Annotated in this window: 23 protein-coding genes; 13 read left to right on the top strand and 10 right to left on the bottom strand. The window is 66.6% G+C overall.

Annotated elements, in window-relative coordinates:
• Positions 1-49: 49 nt before the first annotated feature.
• From SLQ30_RS15460 to SLQ30_RS15450, 3 genes are all read right to left on the bottom strand, one after another.
• Positions 50-1,171, bottom strand: a complete 1,122-nt coding sequence (locus SLQ30_RS15460; protein ID WP_319448422.1) for a hypothetical protein — start codon at positions 1,169-1,171, stop codon at positions 50-52.
• Positions 1,168-1,659: a DUF955 domain-containing protein gene (locus tag SLQ30_RS15455; protein WP_319448421.1), complete on the bottom strand. Its 492-nt coding sequence runs from the start codon at positions 1,657-1,659 to the stop codon at positions 1,168-1,170. Before SLQ30_RS15455 ends, SLQ30_RS15460 begins: the two co-directional genes overlap by 4 nt.
• Positions 1,660-1,726: 67 nt before the next feature.
• Positions 1,727-2,227 carry a hypothetical protein gene (locus SLQ30_RS15450; RefSeq protein ID WP_319448420.1) on the bottom strand — a complete coding sequence of 167 codons (501 nt, stop codon included), beginning with the start codon at positions 2,225-2,227 and terminating at the stop codon, positions 1,727-1,729.
• A gap of 162 nt (positions 2,228-2,389) precedes the next feature.
• Between SLQ30_RS15450 and SLQ30_RS15445 the strand changes: the two genes are divergently transcribed.
• From SLQ30_RS15445 to rraA, 9 genes are all read left to right on the top strand, one after another.
• Complete coding sequence (locus SLQ30_RS15445) at positions 2,390-2,644, top strand: hypothetical protein (RefSeq protein WP_319448419.1); 255 nt, start codon at positions 2,390-2,392, stop codon at positions 2,642-2,644.
• A 15-nt stretch (positions 2,645-2,659) separates the two neighbouring features.
• Entirely contained in the window at positions 2,660-2,857 is a 198-nt protein-coding gene (locus SLQ30_RS15440; RefSeq protein WP_319448418.1) for a hypothetical protein, read from the top strand.
• 581 nt (positions 2,858-3,438) lie between these two features.
• A complete protein-coding gene (locus SLQ30_RS15435; protein WP_319448561.1) occupies positions 3,439-4,095 on the top strand; it encodes a DUF6474 family protein in 657 nt (218 codons plus the stop codon).
• A gap of 7 nt (positions 4,096-4,102) precedes the next feature.
• Complete coding sequence (locus SLQ30_RS15430) at positions 4,103-4,636, top strand: hypothetical protein (RefSeq protein WP_319448417.1); 534 nt, start codon at positions 4,103-4,105, stop codon at positions 4,634-4,636.
• A 37-nt stretch (positions 4,637-4,673) separates the two neighbouring features.
• Positions 4,674-5,354: a YcnI family protein gene (locus SLQ30_RS15425; RefSeq protein ID WP_319448416.1), complete on the top strand. Its 681-nt coding sequence runs from the start codon at positions 4,674-4,676 to the stop codon at positions 5,352-5,354.
• Entirely contained in the window at positions 5,351-5,863 is a 513-nt protein-coding gene (locus SLQ30_RS15420) for a copper resistance protein CopC (RefSeq protein ID WP_319448415.1), read from the top strand. Before SLQ30_RS15425 ends, SLQ30_RS15420 begins: the two co-directional genes overlap by 4 nt.
• Positions 5,860-6,780 carry a copper resistance D family protein gene (locus tag SLQ30_RS15415; protein ID WP_319448414.1) on the top strand — a complete coding sequence of 307 codons (921 nt, stop codon included), beginning with the start codon at positions 5,860-5,862 and terminating at the stop codon, positions 6,778-6,780. The genes SLQ30_RS15420 and SLQ30_RS15415 overlap by 4 nt, the downstream gene beginning before the upstream one ends.
• A gap of 78 nt (positions 6,781-6,858) precedes the next feature.
• Positions 6,859-7,284 (top strand): hypothetical protein, encoded by a 426-nt coding sequence (locus SLQ30_RS15410; protein ID WP_319448413.1) that lies wholly within the window; start codon positions 6,859-6,861, stop codon positions 7,282-7,284.
• 52 nt (positions 7,285-7,336) lie between these two features.
• On the top strand, positions 7,337-7,822 hold the full coding sequence (gene rraA / locus SLQ30_RS15405; RefSeq protein WP_319448412.1) for a ribonuclease E activity regulator RraA: 486 nt from the start codon (positions 7,337-7,339) through the stop codon (positions 7,820-7,822).
• A gap of 33 nt (positions 7,823-7,855) precedes the next feature.
• Here the strand turns inward: rraA and SLQ30_RS15400 are convergent, their stop codons facing one another.
• The gene (locus SLQ30_RS15400) at positions 7,856-9,325 is read right to left on the bottom strand and encodes an NAD(P)/FAD-dependent oxidoreductase (protein ID WP_319448411.1); all 1,470 of its coding nucleotides are present in this window, start codon (positions 9,323-9,325) and stop codon (positions 7,856-7,858) included.
• Positions 9,326-9,401: 76 nt separating this feature from the next.
• On the opposite strand from SLQ30_RS15400, the gene SLQ30_RS15395 reads away from it, so the two are divergent.
• Entirely contained in the window at positions 9,402-10,043 is a 642-nt protein-coding gene (locus tag SLQ30_RS15395; RefSeq protein WP_319448410.1) for a TetR/AcrR family transcriptional regulator, read from the top strand.
• Between the two features lie 2 nt (positions 10,044-10,045).
• Here SLQ30_RS15395 and SLQ30_RS15390 read toward each other — a convergent pair whose 3' ends face one another.
• Positions 10,046-11,644, bottom strand: a complete 1,599-nt coding sequence (locus SLQ30_RS15390) for a PE-PPE domain-containing protein (protein ID WP_319448409.1) — start codon at positions 11,642-11,644, stop codon at positions 10,046-10,048.
• Between the two features lie 252 nt (positions 11,645-11,896).
• On the opposite strand from SLQ30_RS15390, the gene pip reads away from it, so the two are divergent.
• Both pip and dinB read left to right on the top strand, forming a co-directional pair.
• The gene (gene pip, locus SLQ30_RS15385) at positions 11,897-12,874 is read left to right on the top strand and encodes a prolyl aminopeptidase (protein WP_319448408.1); all 978 of its coding nucleotides are present in this window, start codon (positions 11,897-11,899) and stop codon (positions 12,872-12,874) included.
• A 70-nt stretch (positions 12,875-12,944) separates the two neighbouring features.
• Positions 12,945-14,165 carry a DNA polymerase IV gene (gene dinB / locus SLQ30_RS15380; RefSeq protein WP_319448407.1) on the top strand — a complete coding sequence of 407 codons (1,221 nt, stop codon included), beginning with the start codon at positions 12,945-12,947 and terminating at the stop codon, positions 14,163-14,165.
• On the opposite strand, the gene SLQ30_RS15375 is transcribed toward dinB, so the two are convergent.
• The 3 genes from SLQ30_RS15375 to SLQ30_RS15365 are packed head-to-tail and all read right to left on the bottom strand — an operon-like array spanning position 14,162 to position 16,202.
• Positions 14,162-14,590, bottom strand: a complete 429-nt coding sequence (locus tag SLQ30_RS15375; RefSeq protein WP_319448406.1) for a hypothetical protein — start codon at positions 14,588-14,590, stop codon at positions 14,162-14,164. The two genes, dinB and SLQ30_RS15375, sit on opposite strands and share 4 nt — an antisense overlap.
• Positions 14,587-15,597, bottom strand: a complete 1,011-nt coding sequence (locus tag SLQ30_RS15370; protein WP_319448405.1) for a PHP domain-containing protein — start codon at positions 15,595-15,597, stop codon at positions 14,587-14,589. Before SLQ30_RS15370 ends, SLQ30_RS15375 begins: the two co-directional genes overlap by 4 nt.
• Positions 15,598-15,626: 29 nt before the next feature.
• Positions 15,627-16,202: a TIGR03086 family metal-binding protein gene (locus SLQ30_RS15365; protein ID WP_319448404.1), complete on the bottom strand. Its 576-nt coding sequence runs from the start codon at positions 16,200-16,202 to the stop codon at positions 15,627-15,629.
• Between the two features lie 65 nt (positions 16,203-16,267).
• Here SLQ30_RS15365 and SLQ30_RS15360 point away from each other — a divergent pair, with 65 nt between their 5' ends.
• Positions 16,268-17,113, top strand: coding sequence for an LLM class F420-dependent oxidoreductase (locus tag SLQ30_RS15360; RefSeq protein ID WP_319448403.1), 846 nt, complete (start codon positions 16,268-16,270; stop codon positions 17,111-17,113).
• Between the two features lie 437 nt (positions 17,114-17,550).
• On the opposite strand, the gene SLQ30_RS15355 is transcribed toward SLQ30_RS15360, so the two are convergent.
• A complete protein-coding gene (locus SLQ30_RS15355; RefSeq protein WP_319448402.1) occupies positions 17,551-19,017 on the bottom strand; it encodes a glutamate synthase subunit beta in 1,467 nt (488 codons plus the stop codon).
• Complete coding sequence (gene gltB, locus SLQ30_RS15350; RefSeq protein ID WP_319448401.1) at positions 19,010-23,611, bottom strand: glutamate synthase large subunit; 4,602 nt, start codon at positions 23,609-23,611, stop codon at positions 19,010-19,012. The genes SLQ30_RS15355 and gltB overlap by 8 nt, the downstream gene beginning before the upstream one ends.
• Positions 23,612-23,759: the final 148 nt, after the last annotated feature.

Raw genomic sequence — 23,759 nt, 5'->3', positions numbered from 1 at the left:
CCCGCAGGGGCGCTTTTGCGCCACCTGGCGAATAACCGCGGTGTTGCGCTCAGCCCACCGCAACGTTGGCGTTGCCCGCTAGCGTCCGGTATTGGTCGGCGATGGCAAGTATCCATTCACGGTCGGAGTAGGCCGCGGGTTGACGTAGCCAATCCGCCCCAGGGAACTTAATGTTTGCCGAGTCACGATCCGTATCGCGACCTGCATGAATCCATCCGGCGATCCGACGCGCTTGCTCGTCGGGCGACGTGCTGCTCAGCTCGGGGTCGGATACGCGGGCCGACCGCTCGACGTCATCGCCCAGCGCACGAATTGCCTCGAGGTAGAGCGCATCTGAGATCAGCGACATCTGCTCGGCGACGCGGAACAGCAACGGTCCGCGCGGCCGGACCCCGATCCCCACATTGGGATGTCTTCGGTGTAGCTCGTCGAGCAGAGGTCGGATCATCCGCATCTCGCGCCGCGCTCCGAACCAGTCTTCGACGCTGGGGAGCAGCGACCCGCTGGCAACCACCAACATTGCGCATCCAAGCAGCGTCGCCGCGGAGCCGACCCCGACGAACTGGGTGTTGCCTGCGGCGCGAAGCAGGAAGAACGCGCTAGCCAGCACGATGAGCACGATTCCGAGCGTGAACACGAACAACGCGCGCCCACGTCGCGTGCGATTGGAGTGGCGCACTCCGGCCCAGACAACGAGTGTCAGAGCGAAGAACACGTACAGAAGCGGCGGTAGCCACGACAACGCAGTCGCGCCGGGCCCCAGGTTGCGGCGCAGATACTCCTCCGGCGCCATCTCGGGTTGTTGGGGGCTGGTGAAGAACGCCACCAGCGTCACGCCGGCGACGACGGCCGCAAAGCCGTACTGCACCATCGCGATTCGCCGGATGGTCGTCGGCCCGCGGCCCGACGAGGCCGAGATGATCATCACGCAACTTCCGGCGGCGCACGTGATGAGCGCGACCTGGCTCAGCACGGTCGAGACGTTCGGCCATCGCAACAGCGTGTCCAATAGCAGCGTCAACGGCTGCCAATTCAGCGCGGCGACGATGCCAAGGCTGCCAAGGGCGATGATCATCGCGGAGCTGACCAGGGATTGCTTATTGACCAGTGCCCAGCCGATGCGAAGGCCGGTCGCCAGCCCCAACAGGCCGGCGATCACCCAGATGATCAACCAAACGCCTCTCCGAGCCGAACCTGGACGATCGACGATCGATCCGATGGCAATCGGCCGAGTCGATAGATCAGCAATGCCGCGAAGTCTTCAGCCTCCTGCTCGGCATCTTCTCCACTGGGGCCCATGCACCCGGTGCGCTGATTGAGCATGTAACCGATCAGCTCGGAGCTCGCGAATTCCGTGTTCTCGCGCGCCGCCTCGACGACCGAGATGCCCTCGTGGCCCAGCACCAGATGACCGAGCTCATGGGCGAGCGTGCGGTCACCGGCAGGCAGGCCTTCCTGGATCAGAAAGACGTCACGGTCGACGTACTGGCGCCACTGACCACACACACCTGAAGGCAATTCGGCCATCTTGAGCTCGATGGGTCGCCCACGATCATCGGCGACGGCTTCCACCAAGCGGGCGAGCGAGACCTCTCCGCTTCGCGGAGCAAGATCGAGCACGCCGTTCACGGCGCGTGTAACGCGACGGCTGGCAGACATCTCTCACCCCTCTCGATGACACTCCAACTATGACCCCCCGGCCAACGCCCTAACCGCACTATTTCGATCAACTCACGAAGCGTCCTGTTCCGCCGACCCGAACCGCGTGCCCCGCCCTCGCCTGTCGATAGCCAAGGAGTCCACCCGCGGCAGTGATCGCCAGGATGCCGGTAAGCCCCGGCACCGCAACGGCAGCAACCTGGCCGAGCCCCGCCGCGCGCAGGTATTCACCGTATCCGGCCCGGTAGGAAGGTGAGTTGAGGGTCTCGGCGAGACTTGGTGACGCCTCCGCCTTGCCCGGTTTTCCGCTTGGAGCTCGCGGCGCCTCCGGTGCACTCGCTCCCGGCCGCGGCCCGAGTCCCGGGCCTCCTGCCCCACCCGCGCCCGCTGCTCCCGCACCACTGGGACCGCCCACGGACGGGATGACGATCACCGGCAGTGTGAGCGGAGCAAACGGAAGTGAGATCGCCGCGGTGGCAAGTCCAGCGGCCGCTTCGACCGCTGGCTCAACCGGAACGCCTGGAACGGCAGGCAGTACCTCGGTGGGTAGCGGAGCAGGCAACTGCATCTCGGGGACGGTTGGGTGCCGAACGGGCTGTAGGCCGCCGATCCCGCTCCCGCCGCCTCCGCCGCCGCTACTGACCGGTGGCTTGCCCGGAGGCTGACCTGGCGGCTGACCCGGATCACCCGGATCGCCGCCGCAGTCGCCCCACCACGGATGGCCGGGATCGTGGGGCCAACCCGGATGCTCCCCGTCCCCACCGTCCCCGTGGCCGTCCCCGTGGCCGTCCCCGTGGCCATGGCCGGGCCATCCGTCACCGCCGGACCCGTCCCCGTCCCCGTGACCGTGACCTTCGCCGTCACCGTCACCGTCACCGTGGCCGTGCCCGGGCCATCCGTCGCCGTGACCGGGCCATCCATCCCTACCGGGGCCCTCACCCTTGCCGGGATCGTCGCCGTTGCCCGGCTCGTCACCCTTGCCTGACTGACCGTCCTTGTCGTGGTCGCGCCACCTGCCGGGGCCGTCCGGCTGCTTCGTACCGTCCGCGCCGTCCTGGCCCGTCGGATCGCTGGGTTGCCGGTCCGGTGGTCCGTCCGGCTGATGGCCCGTTCCGTGGCGGCCGTCCGGCCCTTCCTGGCCAGCCCCTTCACCGGCTTCGCCAGCTCCTTGGGCGCCTGTTTGCGAGGCACCCCCTGAGCCGTCGTGCGATTGTTTGCTGGAGGGGCCACCGTCCGAGCCAGGCCCGCGCCCGTCGGTTGGCCGTCCGTTTCGTCCGTCGCCGACCTGACCACCGGGCTTCGATGGGGTGCCCGACGCGCCGTCGGTCTTGTTCCCGTCGGACTTCGACCCCTCTTGCCCGGAGTGCCCCCGGCCAGTCTGAGGCCGTTGACCTGTAGAAGGTCCTGATGAATCAGCTGGCCCTGGCGAATCATTAGGCTGGGAGTCCCTGGCGTCGTTACCCGGCGACTTGTTCGGTTCGGCAAAGGCCAACGAGAAGCTGGAACCACCCACGAGCAGGCCAGAAGCGAGGATAGCGGCGGCCGCGGCGATGCTCATTCGCGAAGCCACGTCGTCACCACCCCTCCGGCACGAACAGTCGGCTCAGCCGACGTGTCATCGATTGTCGCACAATCGGCGCCGCGTGTTTGCTGAGGCCCTCGATGACTCGATTCTCGCGGGGGTCGGAGCCAGCCTGGTCGTCGAACGGCGATAGTGTGAGCCCCACCAGCGGAGCCACGATCGCAATATCGCAACGAGATGACCTGGAGGCGGCCGGGATGGGCCTGTTCACACGGCGCAAGAGCCGGGCAACTCGACGGGCCGAGGCCCGCGCCATCAAGGCCAAGGCCAAGCTGGAGGCCAAGCTGGGCGCCAGGAACGAGAAGCGTCGGATCAAGGCGGACGGCAGGCGTCAGACGGCCGCCATGAAGTCCGGGCTAAAGGCCCAGCGCAACAGCGACAAGGCCGCGCTGAAGGTTGCTGAGACACACTTGAAGGCGGTCAAGGAAGGTAAGCTACTTTCCCCGACGCGCATTCGCCGCGTGCTGACGGTATCGCGGATTCTCGCACCCGTCGTGGTGCCAATCGTCTACCGCGCAGCCATCAGCGCGCGCGGACTTCTGGACCAGCGCCGCGCCGACCGGCTCGGCGTTCCACTCACTCAGCTCGGGCAATTCTCCGGCGACGGCGGCGCCCTATCGGCCCGCATCAATGGGGCCGAACGGTCGCTTCGCCAGGTCGCGGAGAAGAACCCCAAGGACGCCGAGACCAAGCAGTTCGTCTCGGCGATGACCAGCAAGCTCACCGATCTGTCTGCGGCGGTCACGGCTGCCGAGAACATGCCCACCTCCCGCCGTCGGGCCGCCCACGGCGCGATCACCGCGCAGCTCGACGGCATCGACGCGGACCTGCTGGCGCGCCTCGGCGTCGTCTGACCCGTTCGTGAAATCCGACCCGCCCCTCACCGCGCGCTGGCGCGGGATAGCGACGGCGGCGCTGACCGCGGCGCTCGCCGTCGCCGCCCACGGGGCCGCGGGCGGGCCGACGCCTTCTGGCGCGGGGGCCGCCGTTGTCGGTGTCATGGCAATCACGCTCGGCGCCCTCGCCACGGCGATCCCGAAGTTGGCCAGTTGGCCGGGCCTGCTGGCGCTTTTGGCGTCGGGGCAGCTCTTCGGCCACGTACTGCTGGGCAGCGCGGGTCACCAACATTCGGCGATGATGGCCGGGCACCACGCGGCTGTCATGACTGCCGCGCACGTGGTCGCGGTGATCGCGGGTGCGGCGCTCATCGCGGCAGCGGGGCGGCTCAGCGCGGCGTTGTCGCGTGCCGTGCGCTCGGCCATCGCTCCCCAACGCGTGCCCGTCGGCTGCGCGCCGGCACCGGCATTCGAGGGCGACGACCAACCACTCCAGTCCAGCCTGCTGCTGGCAGCTTCTGTCTCACATCGGGGTCCGCCGGTCCGCCTCGCCAGCTGACCGACCCAACCCCCGACACACAGAGAGACACAACAGCATGAGTACCACCCATCGGGCGCCCCGACGCGCCCTCTTCGCGGCTGGCCTGGCCACCGCCGCACTGCTATTCGGTGCCACCCCTGCGTGGGCGCACGTTCACGTGCACGCCGACGACGCCGCCCCGGGCAGCACGTCCATACTGACGTTTCAGGTCCCCAATGAATCCGAAACCGGCGCTCTTACAACCCAGTTGAGCGTCGCCCTGCCAAACGTGGCGTCCGCCGCGACGGAGGCGATGCCCGGCTGGACGGTAAAGCTCGACCGGGACGGCGCGGCAGGGACGGTGCGTTCGGCGACGTGGACCGCAGCCCCGGGCGTCGGCATCGCACCCGATCAGTTCGGGCTGTTCCGCATCTCCGTGAAGCTGCCCGACGAGAAGTCGGTGACGTTGCCCGCCACCCAGACTTACTCCGACGGAATGGTCGTGAAGTGGGACGAGCCCGCACTTCCGAACGGCGGTGAACCCGAGCACCCGGCCCCGGTGCTCACGCTGACTGGCGAGGCGCCGGCCGCGCACGACATGGCGCCCGCCCCCGCCGCGACTGCCACGGCCGCACCGGCCGCTGCACCGCCTGCACCCTCGACGTCCGACGACACCGCGCGTTGGCTGGCCGGCGCCGCACTGATCCTTGCGGCGGTCGGAGTCGTCGCAGCGTTCGTCAGAGCACGGCGAGCATGACCAGGCGCCTGCTGGCGGGCGCGCTGGTGGCCTTTGCGCTTGGCCTGCTGGCGCTCGTCGGCGCGGGGCCCGCGTCGGCGCACGCCGTCCGCATCTCCACCGATCCCGCGCCTGACACCTCGCTCGCGAAGGGGCCGCCACGGGTGAGCGCCACGTTCAACGAGCAACTCCAGACGACGTTCGCCGCGATGACCGTGGTTGGTCCGGACGGCAACCTGTGGTCGAACGGGGCAGCGCCGCAGGTCCAGGGCGCGGTGGTGTCAGTCGAGCTACGGCCGCTTGGTCCCGTTGGCATCTATACCGTCAACTACCGGGTGACCTCGGCGGACGGACACGTCGTTTCGGGGGCGTGGTCGTTTCGGCTGACGGAGGCCGGAACGGGAACCCCAGGCCCACCCGTGGCCGCGGGCGAGGCTGCTGACGGCGGCCTGCCGATATGGCCGTTCATCGCTGCGGCGGTCGTCATCATCGGAGCAGGTGCCTGGTGGGTGGCCCGGCGAAGCACGTGACGCGATGGCGGACGGTGGCCGCGGCCTGCGTCGTCGTGGTCACGACCGCGGTCGCCGCGTGGTCGCTGGCCTACCCGCAGAACCCATTGGGCACCAGCATGATTCGTGCCTTCTCGGACATCGTAGCGGTGGTGACACTCGGGCTGACCCTGGTGCCGAGACTCGACGACGAGCGGTTCCGCGTCGAGTTGGCGCGCAGGGCCGCGGGCCCGCTCGTCCTGAGTGCGGGGATATGGACGGCAACCGAGCTGGTGCGGTTGTTCGTCACGGCGACCGAGGAGGCCGGGGTAGCGGTCGGAGCGCTGGACGTGCGCACGGCGACTGAGTTCGCCGTGAGTACGTCAGCGGGTCGATCCGGGCTGGTGTGCCTGGCCGCGGCCGCGGCGTGCGTCGTCGCGGCTGCCCTGCCCAGGACCGCGGCGACCGGTATTGCGGCGGCGGGCTTGGCGGCGCTCGGGCTCGTGGGCAGGACCCTGGTCGGCCACCTGTCCGCGAGCGGCGGCGGTGGATTTGCCATTGCGCTTCACGGCCTTGCGGCGGCGGTGTGGTGCGGCGGGCTGGCGGCACTCGTGCTCACCGTGGAGCGGCGCGGCCAATGGGCCAGGGTGCTTCCACGGTTCTCCCAACTCTCGCTGGCGTGCGTGGTCGTGCTGCTGGTGTGCGGTATCGCGGGCGCCATCGTCAAACTGGGCTCCCCGCAGGCGCTGTACTCGACCGGCTACGGGCGCCTGCTGCTGGCGAAGATCGTCGTCACCGTCGCATTGACGGCACTGGCGTGGAGCAATCGCGCCCGCTGGCTCCCGGCCGCCCGCAGCCACCGCGCCACCGCCGACGTATCGCAGTTTCGGTCGCGCGTCGAGCTCGCACTGATGGGCGTCGCGTTGACATTCGCCGCCGCACTAGCCGTGACGGGTTAGCGCCGAAACCGAACTGGCATGATGGGGAGCACTGCCAGCTTTCATCCCGACGGACGAGAACTGCAAAGGAGCAGCCACATGGCGGACGAGCAGGACCCACCGGTCTCGGAGCCCGACCCGACGAACGGGCCACCCGCCCCACAGCCGCCTGCCAAGAAGGCGCCCGCGAAGAAGGCCCCGGCCAAGAAGACTCCGGCCAAGGCGGCCAAGAAAGCGGCCCCCGCGAAGAAGGCGCCGCCGGCCAAGAAAGCCCCGGCGAAGAAAGCCGCTCCTGCCAAGAAAGCAGCGGAACCCGCTCCGAAGTTGGCCGAAACCAACGGCTCGTCGGCCGCCAGGGAGACGGCCGCACAAGCGAAGTCGACGGTCACCACCGCGGTCCCTCCGACGCTCGTCCGGCAACCCGGACCCGAGCGGTCCAACTTGCCCATCGCTGCCGCCATCGCAGCGGGCGTGCTTGCCATCCTTGTGGTGCTGCTGTCCCGACGCAGTTCCGCCGACGACTGACGTCGCGCCTCGGGCGGTTCGTACCCGACATCGTGGTGGCTAGCATCGAGAAGTGACCATCGAACCGCGCGCGACCGCCGACCTCGTCGACGACATCTATCCGGACGTCCGAAGCTGCGACCTGCAACTGCAGAACTACGGCGCGAGGGCGACGTTCGCTGGACCGATCACCACGGTCCGCTGCTTCCAGGACAACGCGTTGCTCAAATCGATCCTCGGGGAGCCCGGCCACGGCGGCGTGTTGGTGGTCGATGGTGGCGGCTCACTGCACACCGCACTGGTGGGCGACCTCATCGCCGGTTTGGGCGCCGAGCACGGCTGGGCGGGGATCGTCGTGCACGGTGCGGTGCGGGACGCGTCGACACTGCGCACCATCGACATCGGCATCAAGGCGCTCGGCACCAACCCACGCAAGGGCACCAAGACCGGCGAAGGTGACCGCGACGTGGCGGTCACCTTCGGCGGTGTCACGTTTCATCCCGGCGAGGTCGCGTACTGCGACGAGGACGGGATCGTCGTCGTAGCAGCACCGCACTAACCCGCTTACTTTCCTTGCGCGAGCAGTGGGGAACTAAACACCCACTGCCGCACGGTGTTTGGTGAAGTGCAGCGACTCTTCGTCGACCTTGCCCTGACGAATCAGGCGCAGGTCGAGCAGGTAGTTCTGCTTGAGTCGCCACGGGGCCTTCGAACCGGACTTCGGCAGCAGGTCCATCGACCGCTGGAAGTAACCCGGGGTGAAGTCCATGAACGGCAGTTCGTCGACGGCATCGCCGGGATGTTCGGGCACGACGTTGTCGAACCCGTTTGCGTCCATGTAATTCAGTACGCGGCAAACGAACTCGGACACCAGGTCAGCCTTCAGCGTCCATGATGCGTTCGTGTACCCGAAGGTGATGGCGAAGTTGGGGATGCCGGAGAACATCAGCCCCTTGTAGGTCATCAGCGACGTCAGGTCGATTGACTCGCCGTTGCGCGTGGGCACAAGGCCGCCGAGCAGCTGCATGTTGAGTCCCGTTGCGGTGACGATGATGTCGGCGTCGAGCTCCTCGCCCGAGGTCAGCTTGATTCCCGTCTTGGTGAACCGCTCGATGTGGTCGGTGACGACGTCGGCGGTGCCCTTGCGGATGGCCTTGAACAGATCACCGTTGGGGGCGACGCACACTCGCTGGTCCCACGGCTTGTACGTGGGACTGAAGTGCTTGTCGAAGTCGTAGCCCTCGGGCAGACGATGCTCAGCCATCGTCCGCAGGATCTTCCGGAAGTAGTTCGGGAACTTCCTGGCGAGCTGGTACTGGATCGTGCTGTAGCCGATCGCCTTCCAGCGGTTCACCACGTGGGCGGCCTTCTCGGGCAGCCACTTGTTGATCTGCGTGACGATGGGGTCGACTTCAGGCTGCGATGCGATGTAGGTGGGCGTGCGCTGCAGCATCGTGACGTGCCCGGCCCCATTTTTGATCAGTGCGGGAATCAGCGTCACCGCAGTGGCGCCGCTGCCGATCACCACGATCTTCTTGCCCGCGTAGTCGAGGTCGGTGTCCCAGTGCTGCGGGTGCACGATGGTGCCCGCGAAGTCCTCGGAGCCCTCGAACTTAGGCGAGTAGCCCTCGTCGTAGTTGTAGTAGCCACTGCACGCGAACAGGAACGAGCAGGTCAGCGTTTCCTTCTGGCCGTCGCGGTCGACGGTGACGGTCCACCTATTGTCGGCATCGGACCAATTGGCGGCGACGACGCGGTGGTTGAAGCGGATGTTCTTGTCGATGCCGTTCTCTGAAGCAGCTTCCTTCACGTACTCGAGGATCGAAGGACCGCCGGCGATGGCAATGTCGGACTTCCACGGCTTGAACCGGAAGCCCAGCGTGAACATGTCGGAGTCGGAGCGAATGCCGGGGTACTTGAACAGGTCCCAGGTTCCGCCCAGGTTTTCGCGGCGCTCGAGCACGGCGTAGGTCTTCGACGGGCAACGGTCCTGCAGATGCCAGGCGGCACTGATGCCGGAGATGCCTGCGCCGATGATCAGGACGTCGAGGTGTTCGGTCATGAGCACACGCTATCAACAGCATGTCGAATAGGTCAACAGTGTGTTGAAAAACTCAACACCGGGTAAGGTACCTGCCGTGAGCACCACGAATCCAGCCCGCGCCGCCCGCGGTCGCCGCTCCGCGCGGCCCTCTGGCGACGACCGGCAAGCCGCGATTCTGGGCACCGCCGTCCGCCTGCTCGAGCAGAAGAAGTTCAACGACATCTCGGTCGACGATCTGGCCAAGGGCGCGGGCCTGTCGCGGCCCACGTTCTACTTCTACTTCGCCTCCAAGGAAGCGGTGCTGCTGTCGCTGCTGGATCCGCTGATTCAGCAAGCGGACAAGGGCTTCGACGGTGCGATGGAGAAGTTGCCCGCCGACCCGCGGCGCGCTTTCCGTGTCGGCATCCGGATGTTCTTCGACGCGTTCGCGGCATTTCCGGTGATCGCTAGGGCCGGCACCGACGCCGTGTCCACTAGTCCCGAGGCTCGCGAGATGTGGGTCGGCTTCATGCAGAAGTGGATCAACCAGACCGCGGCCCTCATCGAGGCCGAGCGCGACCGCGGCGCTGCCCCGGACACCATCCCGGCGCTCGACCTTGCCACCTCGCTCAACCTGATGAACGAGCGGATGATCATGGCCACGCTCTCCGACGAGGCCGGCGCGGTGGCACGGGATCGCATCGTCGAGACGTTGACCCACGTCTGGTTGACCAGCATCTACGGCGAATCCCCGTAGGTTTAGCTTGCGTGGGGCCGCTTGTGCTCCGAGTGGCGATTGTGTTGAGCGCCTGGTGACTTCGTGGTCTGTTTGGCGGCGTCCCTCGCTGAGCGAGCCGAAGCAGAGTGCTTGCCTCCCGGCGAAGCGCTCGGCGCGGGCTCGTCGCGGCTCGACTCGGCGGCGGGTGCATCGAGTTTCCGGTGCCTCCCGGTACCGTCCGCGTCCGGGAGCGCCCGTGCGCGACCAGTGAACCGGCTGAGCTTCACCTCGTGGTCAGCATCGGTATCGGCTTTCGCGGCAATCTTGCTGTCCACGGGGTTGTCGACCGGCGACGTTGCACCGCCGATGGCCTGAAACACCTTGGCCAATGGCCGGGTGGCATCCGACAACGCTGCAGACACGTCCTCCACTGCGTGGCGCACGCTTTGTGCCCACGGTGAGTTGTCCACCGGTTGAATCGGATGCTCGGTTACCGGAGTGACGGGTTCGGTGGCGGAGACCACCGGCTGGGGCAATGTCGGTGTGTAGGGTTCGCCGCCCAGGATCGCCAGCGACTGCGCGAACGCTCCCGGGAGTGCGTCGCGGGCTTCTTGTATCTTCGCCTCAGGGGTGACCCAGCTGAATTCCTTGACCTGGCTGGGATCTGCGGTGCGGTCATATCCCATCTCGACGAACACCCGCAACACCGGATCGATGGCGTCGACGAATCGCTCTGCTCCGATCAGGGATGCGGGTATGCGCAGCGGTGCGAGCAGGGGCAGATACTGGGGCAGCATCACGTACGTGGTGTTGCCGACCTGAGTGGTGACGGCGTTGGGGGCGTCGGGACGCTCCAGCACATAGCCGGGAAAGACGTGCCCGAACAGCATCCCGGCTTCCTGGTTGGCGATGGCAAGCACGTTGAAATACGCCGGGAAGTCGTCGACGCCGTCGTACTGATTCTGGTAGACGGTGGTCTTGAAGGGGCTGTCGGATGGCCCGGGACGGCCGAACGGGAAGAGGTCACCCAGTATCGGCAGGTCACTCCAAGAGGCGAAGCGGGTGAGCAGGCCGCCGTTGGGTTGATAGGGATCTCCGATGAAGGCGAACTCGTAATCATCGGCGTTGGCAACGGAATTCGGGTCTTTGGCCATCGCGGCACGCGCGACCTCGCCGACCATGGTGCCCTGCGACAAGCCAATGATCGTCACCTTGCCGTCGGTCGGCGTGGCGGCGATATCCTGCAACAGGAGACCGGCCCCGATCGACTCGGATCGTTTCAGCGACTGCGGCCAGTACGGAAGGGCCGACAAACCGGGCAGATCCGAGATGATCGGCAAGCTGATGGTCATCTGCGCCGGATAGGGGACGGTGTGGAAGGAATCGCCTTCTGGAACGGCGCTCCCGTAAAAGGGCAGCGGGATGGTCAACCCGAATCCTTCGAAGGACGGGCCTACGCCGATCGTCGTGCCGAGGAGTCGAACCGCAGCGCTGTAGGTGGCCGATGGGGTGGTGACGCTGACTCCTGCCGACGCGGCGGTGACGACGCTGCCGGCCAACAACATCGACCCCCATCGACTTGAACTGCGCTTGCGACGCGCACTGCGCGGCGGCATCCCTCGGCGACCCCGACCCGTCATTCCTGCACCTTTCTTTCCCCACCGTGGGGACCCGGGGTGACCGCAACGTCTAGCGCTGCCGACGCGGACGGGGGAATGTGACGAGTGTCGTTTCCTCCGCTCGTAGCGCCCGAAAGTTACCAGCGATCAATGCGGCCCGCACGTGTGTTGGTCGGAAATTCGGAAGTGCGGATTTGATTGATGCCCGAGAATCGTTTGCCTGAAGGAGGATTCGACCAGCTTGCCTCCTGTCTTGCGTTAGCGTGTTCGGTTGTGTCTGACCGTCGATCCTTTCCCGAGCCGCAGGTGTATGACCACGGACTGCTCGATGTGGGTGCGGACAACCTCGTGTACTGGGAGGCCAGGGGTAACCCGAATGGTCGGCCAGTGCTAGTTGTCCACGGCGGACCGGGAGCAGGGAAGCCGCGCGGCGCCCACAAAGGGTTCGACCCCAACGTGTTCCTGATCGTGTTGTTCGACCAGCGTGGGTGCGGTGACAGTGTGCCCAGCGCCGCTGATCCATCGACCGAGATGGCACACAACACCACCGAACACCTGCTCGCCGATATGGAAGCGGTGCGGGTGCATCTGGGCATCGACCGTTGGCTGCTCTATGGCGGGTCGTGGGCGTCCACATTGATCCTCGCCTACGCCGAACGTCATCCCGACCGGGTGATCGGCATCATCTTGGTTGGGGTCACCATGACCAGGCCGCGCGAGATCGAGTGGCTCTACCACGGTCTGCGCCTGTTGCTTCCGGCCGAATGGGAGCGCTTGCGTGCCGGGGTGCCCGCTCAAGATCGAGACGGGAACCTCGTCGAGGCCTATCGACGGCTGATGGAGCACCCGGACATCGCGGTACGACAGCAAGGTGCGCACGACTGGTGTGCATGGGAAGACGCCGTGATCGCCCACGAGACCCTTGGCAGTCCTGGTCAATACGGCGGCAAGCTCGACGCGGCGAAACTGGCGTTCGTGCGCATCTGCACGCATTACTTTGCCAACTGCGCATGGCTGGATGATGGGCAATTGTTGCGAGATGCCCACCGTCTCAAGGGCATTCCCGGAGTCTTGATCCACGGACGCCTCGACCTGTCGGCCCCGCTGCTTACGGCATGGGAGCTTGCTCAGGCCTGGCCTGACGCCGAACTGATGATCATCGAGGACTCAGGCCACACTGGCAGCCCCGCCATGGGGACCGCCATCCTGGACGCCATCGCCACGTTCGACCCGGCGCGGGTTCATTTCTAGACGTTGTCGGTAGGCAGTGAGACAGTTCCTTGGATAAAGCTCCTACGTCGAAGACACCCGAGGTAAGGCCGTGGTGCAGTCACACCTCCCAGCGCGCAACGCGGCGACCATCCTGCACGCTGATCTCGACTCGTTCTATGCCTCCGTCGAACAGCGCGACGACCCCGCATTACGTGGGCGGCCGGTCATCGTCGGCGGTGGGGTCGTACTCGCCGCCAGCTACGAGGCGAAGGCATACGGCGTGCGCACGGCAATGGGCGGTCGGCAGGCTCGGCAGTTGTGTCCGGACGCCGTCGTGGTGCCACCGCGGATGTCGGCGTACACACAGGCCAGCGCCGACGTGTTCGCGGTGTTCCGGGACACCACTCCCCTGGTCGAGCCGCTGTCCGTCGACGAAGCTTTCCTCGAAGTGGGCGGGCTGGCCCGCGTGTCCGGCACCCCCGTGCAGATCGCGGCCCGGCTGAGGGAACGCGTCCGCGTCGACGTCGGGCTGCCCATCACGGTCGGCATCGCCCGCACGAAGTTCCTCGCCAAGGTGGCCAGCCAGGTTGGCAAGCCAGACGGGCTGCTGCTCGTCCCGCCGGACCGGGAACTGGCCTTCCTGCACCCGCTTCCGGTGCGGCGGCTGTGGGGCGTCGGCGCCAAGACCGCGGAGAAATTGCAGGCGCACGGCATCCACACCGTCGCGGACGTGGCCGAGCTCAGCGAGTCGACGCTGGGCGCGATGGTCGGCGGCGCCATGGGGGGTCAGCTGTTCGCGTTGTCACGCAACATCGACCGGCGGCGCGTCGTCACCGGGGTACGCCGCCGGTCGGTGGGCGCGCAGCGTGCCGTCGGCCGCGCGGGAAACACCATGTCGCACAGCGAGCTCGACGCCATCGTCGTCAACCTGATCGACCGCATCACGCGGCGCATGCGCAAGTCCGAGCGCACCGGCCGGACCGTCGTGCTGCGGCTGCGATTCGACGACTTCACCCGGGTCACGCGGTCGCACACCATGCCCCGCGCCACCGCGTCGACGGACGTGGTCCTGGCGACGGCCCGCGCGCTGGTGGCAGTCTCGGCCCCGTTGATCTCCGAAAGAGGGCTGACACTAGTGGGTTTCGCGGTGTCGAACATCGACCGCGACGGCGCCCAGCAGTTGGAGTTGCCCTACCCGCCTCAGGTCGACTTCACCGCACTCGACGGCGCCGTCGACCAGGTGCGCCAGCGCTTCGGCAACGCGGCGGTCATGCGTGGCGTGCTGCTCGGCCGCGATCCCGGCCTCGAGATGCCGATGCTGCCGGACTAGAACAGTTGTCCTGCAACGAATCCCGCGAGCAACACCACGAATCCGCCAATCTCCCCGATGATCAAGGCGACCATGCCCACGGTCAGCGCCGTGGTCGGGTGCTCGAACTGGTTGGTGGTGTCGCGGCGCATCCCGTGGACGATGTACTCGAAGATCGCGGCGACGAAGAAGAACACCAACACCATGGCCGCGGTCAGATTTACCCAGGTGGGCCATGCGCTGAGTTCGACGAAGACCGCCACCAGCATCGTCGCGAACGAATACAGCAGCGCGGCCCGGTGTGCGATGTCCACGTACGGGTGGGCGAGATGGTTCTCCGAAGTGGCCATCTGCCGGTACTTCCAGATTCCGAGCACCAACGCGAGCAAGAAGATCAGGCCCGCCGCCAGGATGGTGACGATCGTGTCGATCCCCAGGGCGTTCATGGGCGGGCTCCGGTCCATTGGAGGAGACGTTCGGCCGGCCAGGTGTTCACGATCCGGTCGACGGGCACGTCGTTGTCCAGTGCCCGCTGGGCACCATAGCCCAGGAAGTCCAACTGGCCGGGCGCGTGCGCGTCGGTGTCGATGGAGAAGTCGCAGCCGATGTCGAGCGCCAGCTTGAGCAACCGGGTCGGCGGGTCGCGGCGTTCGGGACGGGAGTTGATCTCGACGGCGGTGCCGTGGTCGCGGCACGCAGTGAATACCTTCTCCGCGTCGAACTGCGACTCCGGGCGGGTGCCGCGCCCACCCGTGACCAGCCGACCGGTGCAGTGGCCGAGCACGTCGGCGTATCCCTCCGACACGGCCCGCACCATGCGTCTCGTCATCGCCGCGGATTCCATCTTGAGTTTCGAGTGCACGCTGGCCACCACGACGTCGAGGCGCTCGAGTAGCTCGGGCTCCTGGTCGAGAGTCCCGTCGTCGAGGATGTCGACCTCGATGCCGGTGAGGATGCGCATCGGGGCGAACTGGTCGCGCAGTTCGTCGATGACGTCGAGTTGCTTGCGCAACCGCTCGGGGGACAGTCCGTTGGCGATCGTCAGCCGCGGCGAGTGGTCGGTGAGCGCGCAGTATTCGTGGCCAAGGGACTGTGCGGCGGCCATCATCTCCTCGATGGGCGCCGATCCATCCGACCAGTTGGAGTGCAGGTGAAGATCACCCTTGAGTGCGGCTCGGATCTCCCCGCCACCGAGATCACCTGCTGCCGCGCGTAATTCGACGAGCACATCGGGTTCGCGCCCCGACCACGCCTGTGCGATCACCGACGCGGTCTTCGGGCCAATGCCGGGCAGCGTCTGCCAGCTGTTGGCCTTGCCGTGCTTCTCGCGCTGGGCGTCGTCGAGCCGCTCGATGGTGTCCGCTGCGTTGCGGTAGGCCATCACGCGACGGGACTCCTCGCGGGCGCGGTCCTTGTAGAACGCGATCTGGCGCAGGGCCTTCACCGGATCCATGGGACCAGTGTGGCACCGAGTTGTTCTCGCTAGTGCCGCCGACCTAGTCGCCACCCCGGATCACGCCCACTGAGCGCGAGCGCGCGATCGAAAGCACATGCGCCGGGGGCGATTTCGACCGCAGGTCCGAACAGCCCCTCGACCGGGCCGTCGGCCGCGAACCCTGCCATGTGCGCCAACACTGCCTCGGCGACGTCGTCGTCGACCGCATAGTCCTGCCCCGTGGCCACCGCGACATCCCACCCGTGAATGACGACCTCGGCCAATCCGACCATGCCGCACACCTCACCTGGAAGGTCGACCCCGCCGACCCTGGTCATGCCGTCCCACGCGTCGGTGCGCGTCCAGGCGTCGGCGAGTGCAGCGAGGTTCGCCGGGTACTGCGCGCGCCAGTCGACGTCCAGGAGATAGCCTTCGTCGCCGGGCGGTGAGTCGGTCAACTCACCGAGGTCCTTGCGGGCGGCGGCGGCGAACGCCACCCCCAGCCCGCCCACGTGAGCGACGACTTCGCTCAAGGTCAACCGCTCGCACGGTGTCGGTCCGGCGAGTTGGTCGTCGGCCACGCCGTCCAGGATCTTCGCGGTGCTTCGGCAGGGGGCAGTCATGTCGATCATGTCCATACCGACCGGCCGCAGTGCCCAAACTCATCGGCGGGTCTAGGGTTGATTGAGTGCGATTCGCCTTCAAAACCTCCCCGCAAAACACCACATGGGCCGAGATGCTGCCGATCTGGCAGACGGCCGACGACATCGACGTCTTCGAGTCCGGCTGGACGTTCGACCACTTCTATCCGATCTTCTCCGACTCCACCGGGCCATGCCTGGAGGGTTGGACAACCCTCACCGCGCTGGCGCAGGCCACCAAGCGATTGCGCGTCGGCGTGCTCGTCACCGGCATCCACTACCGACATCCCGCGGTACTGGCCAACATGGCTGCGGCGCTCGACGTCATCTCCAACGGGCGGCTCGAGCTCGGCATCGGGGCAGGCTGGAACGAGGAGGAGTCCGGCGCCTACGGCATCGAACTCGGCAGCATCAAGGAGCGGTTCGACCGCTTCGAAGAGGCCTGTCAGGTGCTGACCAGCCTACTGACCAACGAGACCACCACGTTCGACGGCAAGTACTACCAGCTGAAGGACGCGCGCAACGAGCCGAAGGGCCCGCAGCAGCCGCACCCGCCGATCTGCATCGGCGGCAGCGGCGAGAAGCGCACGCTGCCCATCACCGCGAAGTACGCCGACCACTGGAACTTCGTCGGGGGCACACCAGCGGAGTTCGCCCACAAGCGCGACGTGTTGGCTGCGCGATGCGCGGACATCGGCCGCGACCCGAAGGAGATCACGCTCTCCGCGCATGTGCGGCTCGGCGAGGACCGCGACTACGCCAAGGTCGTCGACGAGGCAGGCGCGCTCGGCAAGGAGGGCCTCGACCTGGCGATCATCTACTTGCCGCCGCCCTATGACGTGGCGGTGCTGGAGCCGCTAGCGGAGGCGATTCGGGATTCGGGGCTGACGTGAGGACGCCGCTCTTAATAACGCAGAAGTAGATATGGGGGCTAAGCAAATGCTCACCGCAGCGATCGCTGCGACTGCACGAAGTCGCTAGGCGACGGTCAGACTCCGTAGCGCAGGAGTTCGTCCGCGGTGACCAGACGTTCGTGCTTGGCCGGAAACTCGCGGCACTTCACCGGGTGACGGAACAGTGACCAGGCGATTCGACTCATTCTGGACCTGGACAACGTGTTGATGTACATAACGCTCACTCCTGCGGTCGGTGATGGCTGCACCGTGGGCTCACATTAGCGCAAGAACCCGTCCGACAATTAGACACCTGTGATCTGGCTAACATCAAGAGGCGCGCCCAAATTAAGTCTGATGTTTCTTATGGGGCCAATGTTGCTATTGGGGTGTCTGGGAGCGGGTCGAGCCGACGGCTCACCACCAAGCAACTGCGCTCAGCGCTGCGGCGCCGCCGTCGGCTTGATCGGCGCGGGCAACGCGGTCGAACCCATCAGGTAGCGGTCCGCGCCTGCCGCGGCGGCCCGCCCCTCGGCGATCGCCCACACGATGAGCGACTGCCCGCGTCCCATGTCGCCGGCAACGAAGACACCAGGCACAGACGACTGGAAGTCGTTGTTTCGCGCGACGTTGCCACGGTCGGTCAGCTCGACGCCCAGGTCGGTCAGCAGACCCGGCTTCTCGGGTCCGACGAAGCCCATCGCGAGCAGCACCAGATCGGCTTCGAGGTCGAAGTCACTGCCCTCGACCTTCTCGAACTTGCCTGCGTTCATCACGACCTCGTGCACCTTGAGCGCAGTGACGTGACCGTCGGATCCGACGAACTCCTCGGTGTTGACCGAGAAGACGCGTTCGCCGCCCTCCTCGTGTGCCGACGACACCCGGAACATCAACGGGTAGGTCGGCCACGGCGTCGAGTCGGCCCTGGTCTCCGGCGGCCGCGGCATGATCTCGAACTGATGCACGCTTGCCGCACCTTGGCGGTGCGAGGTGCCGAGGCAGTCGGCCCCGGTGTCGCCGCCGCCGATGATGACGACCTTCTTGCCCTTGGCCGTGATCGGCGGCTGGCCGTCGGCGTCGAGCACCTCGTCGCCCTGTTGGACGCGGTTGGCCCATGGCAGGTATTCCATCGCCTGATGGATGCCATCGAGCTCGCGGCCGGGAATCGGCAGGTCACGCGCGTCCGTCGCGCCGCCGGACAGCACCACAGCGTCGAACTCGGCACGCAACTCGGCCGCGGTGATGTCGACGCCGACGTTGACGCCAGGGCGGAACTGGGTGCCTTCGGCTTCCATCTGTGCCAGCCGGCGGTCGATCTGCCGCTTCTCCATCTTGAATTCCGGTATGCCGTAGCGCAGTAGGCCGCCGATGCGGTCAGCGCGTTCGAACACCGTGACCTCGTGGCCGGCGCGGGTGAGCTGTTGCGCGGCGGCCAACCCGGCCGGGCCCGAACCCACGACGGCGACCTTCTTGCCGGTCAGCTTGTTCGGCGGCAGCGGCACCACCCAGCCATTGTCGAAGGCGTTGTCGATGATCTCGACCTCGACCTGCTTGATGGTCACGGCATCCTGGTTGATGCCAAGCACACACGACGCCTCACACGGCGCCGGGCACAGCCGCCCCGTGAACTCGGGGAAGTTGTTGGTGGCGTGCAGGCGTTCGATGGCATCGCGCCAACGGTCCCGGTAGACAAGGTCGTTCCACTCGGGAATGAGGTTGCCCAGTGGACACCCGTTGTGGCAGAACGGAATCCCGCAGTCCATGCAGCGGGAGGCCTGGCCCTTCAACGCGTCGTGGGAGAAGTCCTCGTAGACCTCATTCCAGTCGCCGAGACGCAGCGAGACCGGCCGACGTTGCGGGGTCTCGCGCACAGTGATCTTGAGGAAACCGCGCGGATCAGCCACTGGCGGCCGCCATGATCGCGGTGGCAATACCGTTCTCGTCCGCACCCTCTTGTTCGGCGGCGGCGATGGCGGCGAGCACTCGCTTGTAATCGCGCGGCATCACCTTGACGAAGTGCTTCAGTTGATTCTCCCAATCGGACAGAATGCGTTGGCCCACCGCCGAATCGGTGGCGTCGACGTGCGCAACGAGCATGTTCTTCAGCCATTCGATGTCGACGTCGTCGAGTCGTTCCAGTTCGACCATCTCGGCGTTGAGATTGTCGGGCAGCGCGCCGTCGGGGTCGTAGACGTAGGCCATGCCGCCGGACATACCAGCGGCGAAGTTGCGGCCCGTCGCACCGAGGATGGCGACCTTGCCGCCGGTCATGTACTCGCAACCGTGATCTCCGACGCCCTCGACCACCGCGTGCGCGCCCGAGTTGCGCACGGCGAAGCGCTCGCCGACCACGCCGCGCAGGAAGGCCTGGCCGCTGGTGGCGCCGAACAGAATCACGTTGCCGCCGATGATGTTCTCCTCGGCGACGTAATCCGCGGGCGCGTCATCGGACGGCCGCACCACCAGGCGACCGCCGGACAATCCCTTGCCGACGTAGTCGTTGGCGTCACCGTATACCCGCAGCGTGATGCCCCTGGGTACGAAGGCACCGAAGCTGTTGCCCGCCGAACCGTCGAAGGTGATGTCGATGGTGCCGTCCGGAAGCCCTTGTCCACCATGGACCTTGGTCACCTCATGGCCGAGCATCGTGCCCACCGTGCGGTTGACGTTGGCGATCTTCGTGGCGAACCTGACCGGCGTGCCATTGTCGATCGCCTCGCGGCTCTGGGCGATCAGCTGCTGATCGAGTGCCTTGTCCAACCCGTGGTCCTGACGCGAACTGCAGTACAGGTCCTGGTTCATGAACGCCGACTCTGGCTCGTGCAGCACCGGGCCGAGGTCCAGCTTGTGGGCCTTCCAGTGCTCGGCGGCCTGTGTGGTGTCCAGCGTGCCGACTTGTCCGACCATCTCGTTGACGGTGCGGAAGCCCAACTGCGCCATCAGTTCCCGAACTTCCTCGGCGATGAACAGGAAGAAGTTCTCGACGAACTCGGGCTGACCGTTGAACCGCTGGCGTAGCAGCGGATTCTGGGTGGCCACGCCGACCGGGCAGGTGTCGAGGTGGCAGACGCGCATCATGATGCATCCGGCGACGACCAGTGGCGCGGTCGCGAACCCGAATTCCTCGGCGCCGAGCAGTGCGGCGACCACGACGTCGCGGCCGGTCTTCAGCTGCCCGTCGACCTGGACCACGATGCGGTCGCGAAGTCCGTTGAGTAGCAACGTCTGCTGTGTCTCCGCAAGGCCCAGCTCCCACGGTGCGCCTGCGTGCTTCTGCGAGGTAAGCGGCGTGGCGCCGGTGCCTCCGTCGTGCCCGGAGATCAGCACCACGTCGGCGTGCGCCTTGGATACGCCCGCGGCGACGGTGCCGACGCCGTTCTCGCTGACGAGCTTGACGTGCACGCGCGCCGAAGGATTGGCGTTCTTCAGATCGTGGATAAGTTGTGCCAGATCCTCGATCGAGTAGATGTCGTGGTGCGGCGGCGGCGAGATCAAGCCGACCCCCGGTGTCGAGTGTCGTACCTCGGCCACCCACGGATAGACCTTGTGGCCCGGAAGCTGGCCACCCTCACCGGGTTTCGCGCCTTGCGCCATCTTGATCTGGATGTCAGTGCAGTTGGTCAGGTAGTGCGACGTAACGCCGAACCGGCCCGAGGCAACCTGCTTGATGGAGCTGCGGCGCCAGTCGCCGTTCTCGTCGGGCTCGAACCTGTTGACGCTCTCGCCGCCCTCACCCGAGTTCGACCGGCCGCCAAGCCGGTTCATGGCGATGGCCAGGGTCTCGTGCGCCTCGGCCGAGATGGAGCCGTAGCTCATCGCGCCGGTGGAGAACCGTTTGACGATGTCACTGACGGACTCGACCTCGTCCAACGGGATCGGAGGACGCACGGCGTCGTCACCCGTGCGGAACTTGAGCAGGCCGCGCAGCGACGCGAACCGCTCGCTCTGGTCGTCGACGAGCTGGGTGTACTCCTTGAAGACCGAGTACTGACCGGTGCGCGTGGCGTGCTGCAGCTTGAACACGGTGTCGGGATTGAACAGGTGGTACTCGCCCTCGCGGCGCCATTGGTACTCGCCGCCGACCTCGAGCTCGCGGTGTGCGCGCTCGTCGGGGCGGTCCAGGTAGGCCAGTGCATGCCGCGTGGCCACATCGTCGGCGATGTCGTCGAGGTCGATGCCACCGACCGGGCAGCTCAGCCCGGTGAAGTATTCGTCAAGCACCTGCTGACTGATGCCGATGGCCTGGAACAGTTGCGCGCCGGTGTAGGACGCCAGCGTCGAGATGCCCATCTTGGACATCACCTTCAGCACGCCCTTGCCTGCAGCTTTGGTGTAGTTGGCCTTGGCCTTGTCGCTCGAGATGTCCGCGATGACGCCGCGGTCCACCATGTCCTCGATGGACTCGAACGCCATGTACGGGTTGATCGCGGCAGCGCCGAAGCCGACGAGCGCGGCCATGTGGTGCACCTCGCGGGCGTCGCCTGCTTCCACGACGAGCCCGACCTGTGTACGGGTGCGATCGCGCACCAGGTGGTGGTGCACGGTCGACACGCTCAGCAGCGACGGGATCGGGGCGAGCGATTCGTTCGACTCACGGTCGGACAGCACGATGATGCGCGCGCCGTCGCGGATGGCCGAGGAGACCTTGGCGCGCACGTCGTCCAGCGCCTCCTTGAGCCCCTGGCCGCCACGGGCCACTGGGTAGAGACAGCGGATGACCGCCGCGCGAAGTCCGTGCTTGTGGCCGCGGATCTCGTGGTCGGGGTCGACGCAGATCAGCTTCGACAGTTCGGCGTTGCGCAGGATCGGGTTCGACAACACGATCTGGCGACAAGAGTCCGCGTTCGGGTTCAGCAGGTCGCCCTCCGGGCCGACTGTGCCCTGCAGGCTCGTCACGACCTCTTCGCGGATGGCGTCCAGCGGCGGGTTGGTCACCTGAGCGAACAGCTGCTGGAAGTAGTCGTAGAGCATCCGTGGGCGCGCCGACAACACGGCCACCGGGGTGTCCGTGCCCATCGAGCCGAGCGCCTCAGCTCCGTTGCGCGCCATCGGCGCAACCAGCATGTTGAGCTCTTCGTAGGTGTAGCCGAAGGCCTGCTGCCGCAGCACGACGCGATCGTGCGGCATGCGAACGTAGTCGCCCTGCGGGAGATCGTCGATTTTGAACAGGCCCGCATCGAGCCATTCCTGATAGGGCTGCTCGCCAGCGAGCTCGGCCTTCATGTCGTCGTCGGAGACGATGCGCCCCTGCGCCGTGTCGACCAGGAACATGCGGCCCGGCTGCAGGCGCATTTTCTTGACCACCGTCGACGGGTCCAGGTCGAGCACTCCGGCCTCCGACGCCATCACGACGAGCCCGTCCTTGGTGACCCAGATGCGCGACGGACGCAGCCCGTTGCGGTCGAGTACCGCGCCGATCACCGTGCCGTCGGTGAAGCACACGGCGGCCGGGCCGTCCCACGGCTCCATGAGCGACGAGTGGTACTCGTAGAAGGCGCGCCGGGCGGGATCCATCGACTCGTGGCGCTCCCACGCCTCGGGGATCATCATCAGCACCGCATGCGGGAGACTGCGTCCACCCAGGTGAAGAAGCTCGAGCACCTCGTCGAAGCGGGCGGTGTCCGATGCCCCGGGCGTACAGACGGGGAAGATCTTGTCGACGTCGGCGTAGGAGCCGAACACGTCGGTGGTGATGAGCGCCTCACGTGCGCGCATCCAGTTCTCGTTGCCGGTGACGGTGTTGATCTCGCCGTTGTGGGCAACGCGCCGGAACGGGTGTGCCAGCGGCCACGACGGGAACGTGTTGGTGGAGAAGCGGGAGTGGACGATGCCGAGCGCGCTGGTCAGCCGCTCGTCCTGGAGGTCCAGATAGAACGCCTTGAGCTGCGGCGTGGTCAGCATGCCCTTGTAGACGAACGTCTGACCGGAAAGGCTTGGGAAGTAGACGGTTTCCCGGCCGGGACCGTCTTGACCCGGGCCCTTGGTGCCGAGCTCGTGTTCGGCCCGCTTGCGCACGACGTAGGCGCGGCGTTCCAGGTCCATTCCGGAAGCGCCACCGATGAAGACCTGACGGAACGTCGGCATGGCGTCGCGAGCGAGCGCACCGAGGGAGGAATCGTCGGTCGGCACGTCGCGCCAGCCGAGCACGGTCAAGCCCTCGGCCTCGGCGATCTTCTCCACGGACTCGCACGCGGCAGCGGCATCCCGGGACGACTGCGGGAGGAACGCGATGCCGGTGACGTAGGACCCTTCTTCGGGGAGCTCGAAGTCGACGACGGCACGCAGGAACGCGTCGGGCACCTGCAGCAGGATGCCCGCGCCGTCACCAGTGTTCGGTTCGGCGCCTTGGGCCCCGCGGTGCTCCAGGTTCAACAGTGCCGTGATCGCCTTGTCGACGATGTCGCGACTGCGACGCCCATGGATGTCCGCCACCATCGCGACACCGCACGAGTCGTGCTCATACGCGGGGTTGTACAGCCCTTGTATTTGGGGCGCCATTCCCACCTGACCCTTCAAGACACGGAAGCCTCTATGCATGCAGCCGTCGCCCCAGCGTCTTGCTGGCGTCTGCCTGGCCTGGGCGAAGGGGTGCCTTTGTGCAGCACTGAACGACGGGCCTTGTCCCATTCGCCTCGAGTGGTGAAAC

This window comes from Mycobacterium sp. RTGN4 (genome assembly GCF_033804635.1).
In the GTDB taxonomy this organism is placed as follows: domain Bacteria; phylum Actinomycetota; class Actinomycetes; order Mycobacteriales; family Mycobacteriaceae; genus Mycobacterium.
The sequence above is the reverse complement of the archived record's forward strand: the minus strand, read 5'-3'. Positions and strand labels throughout refer to the sequence as shown.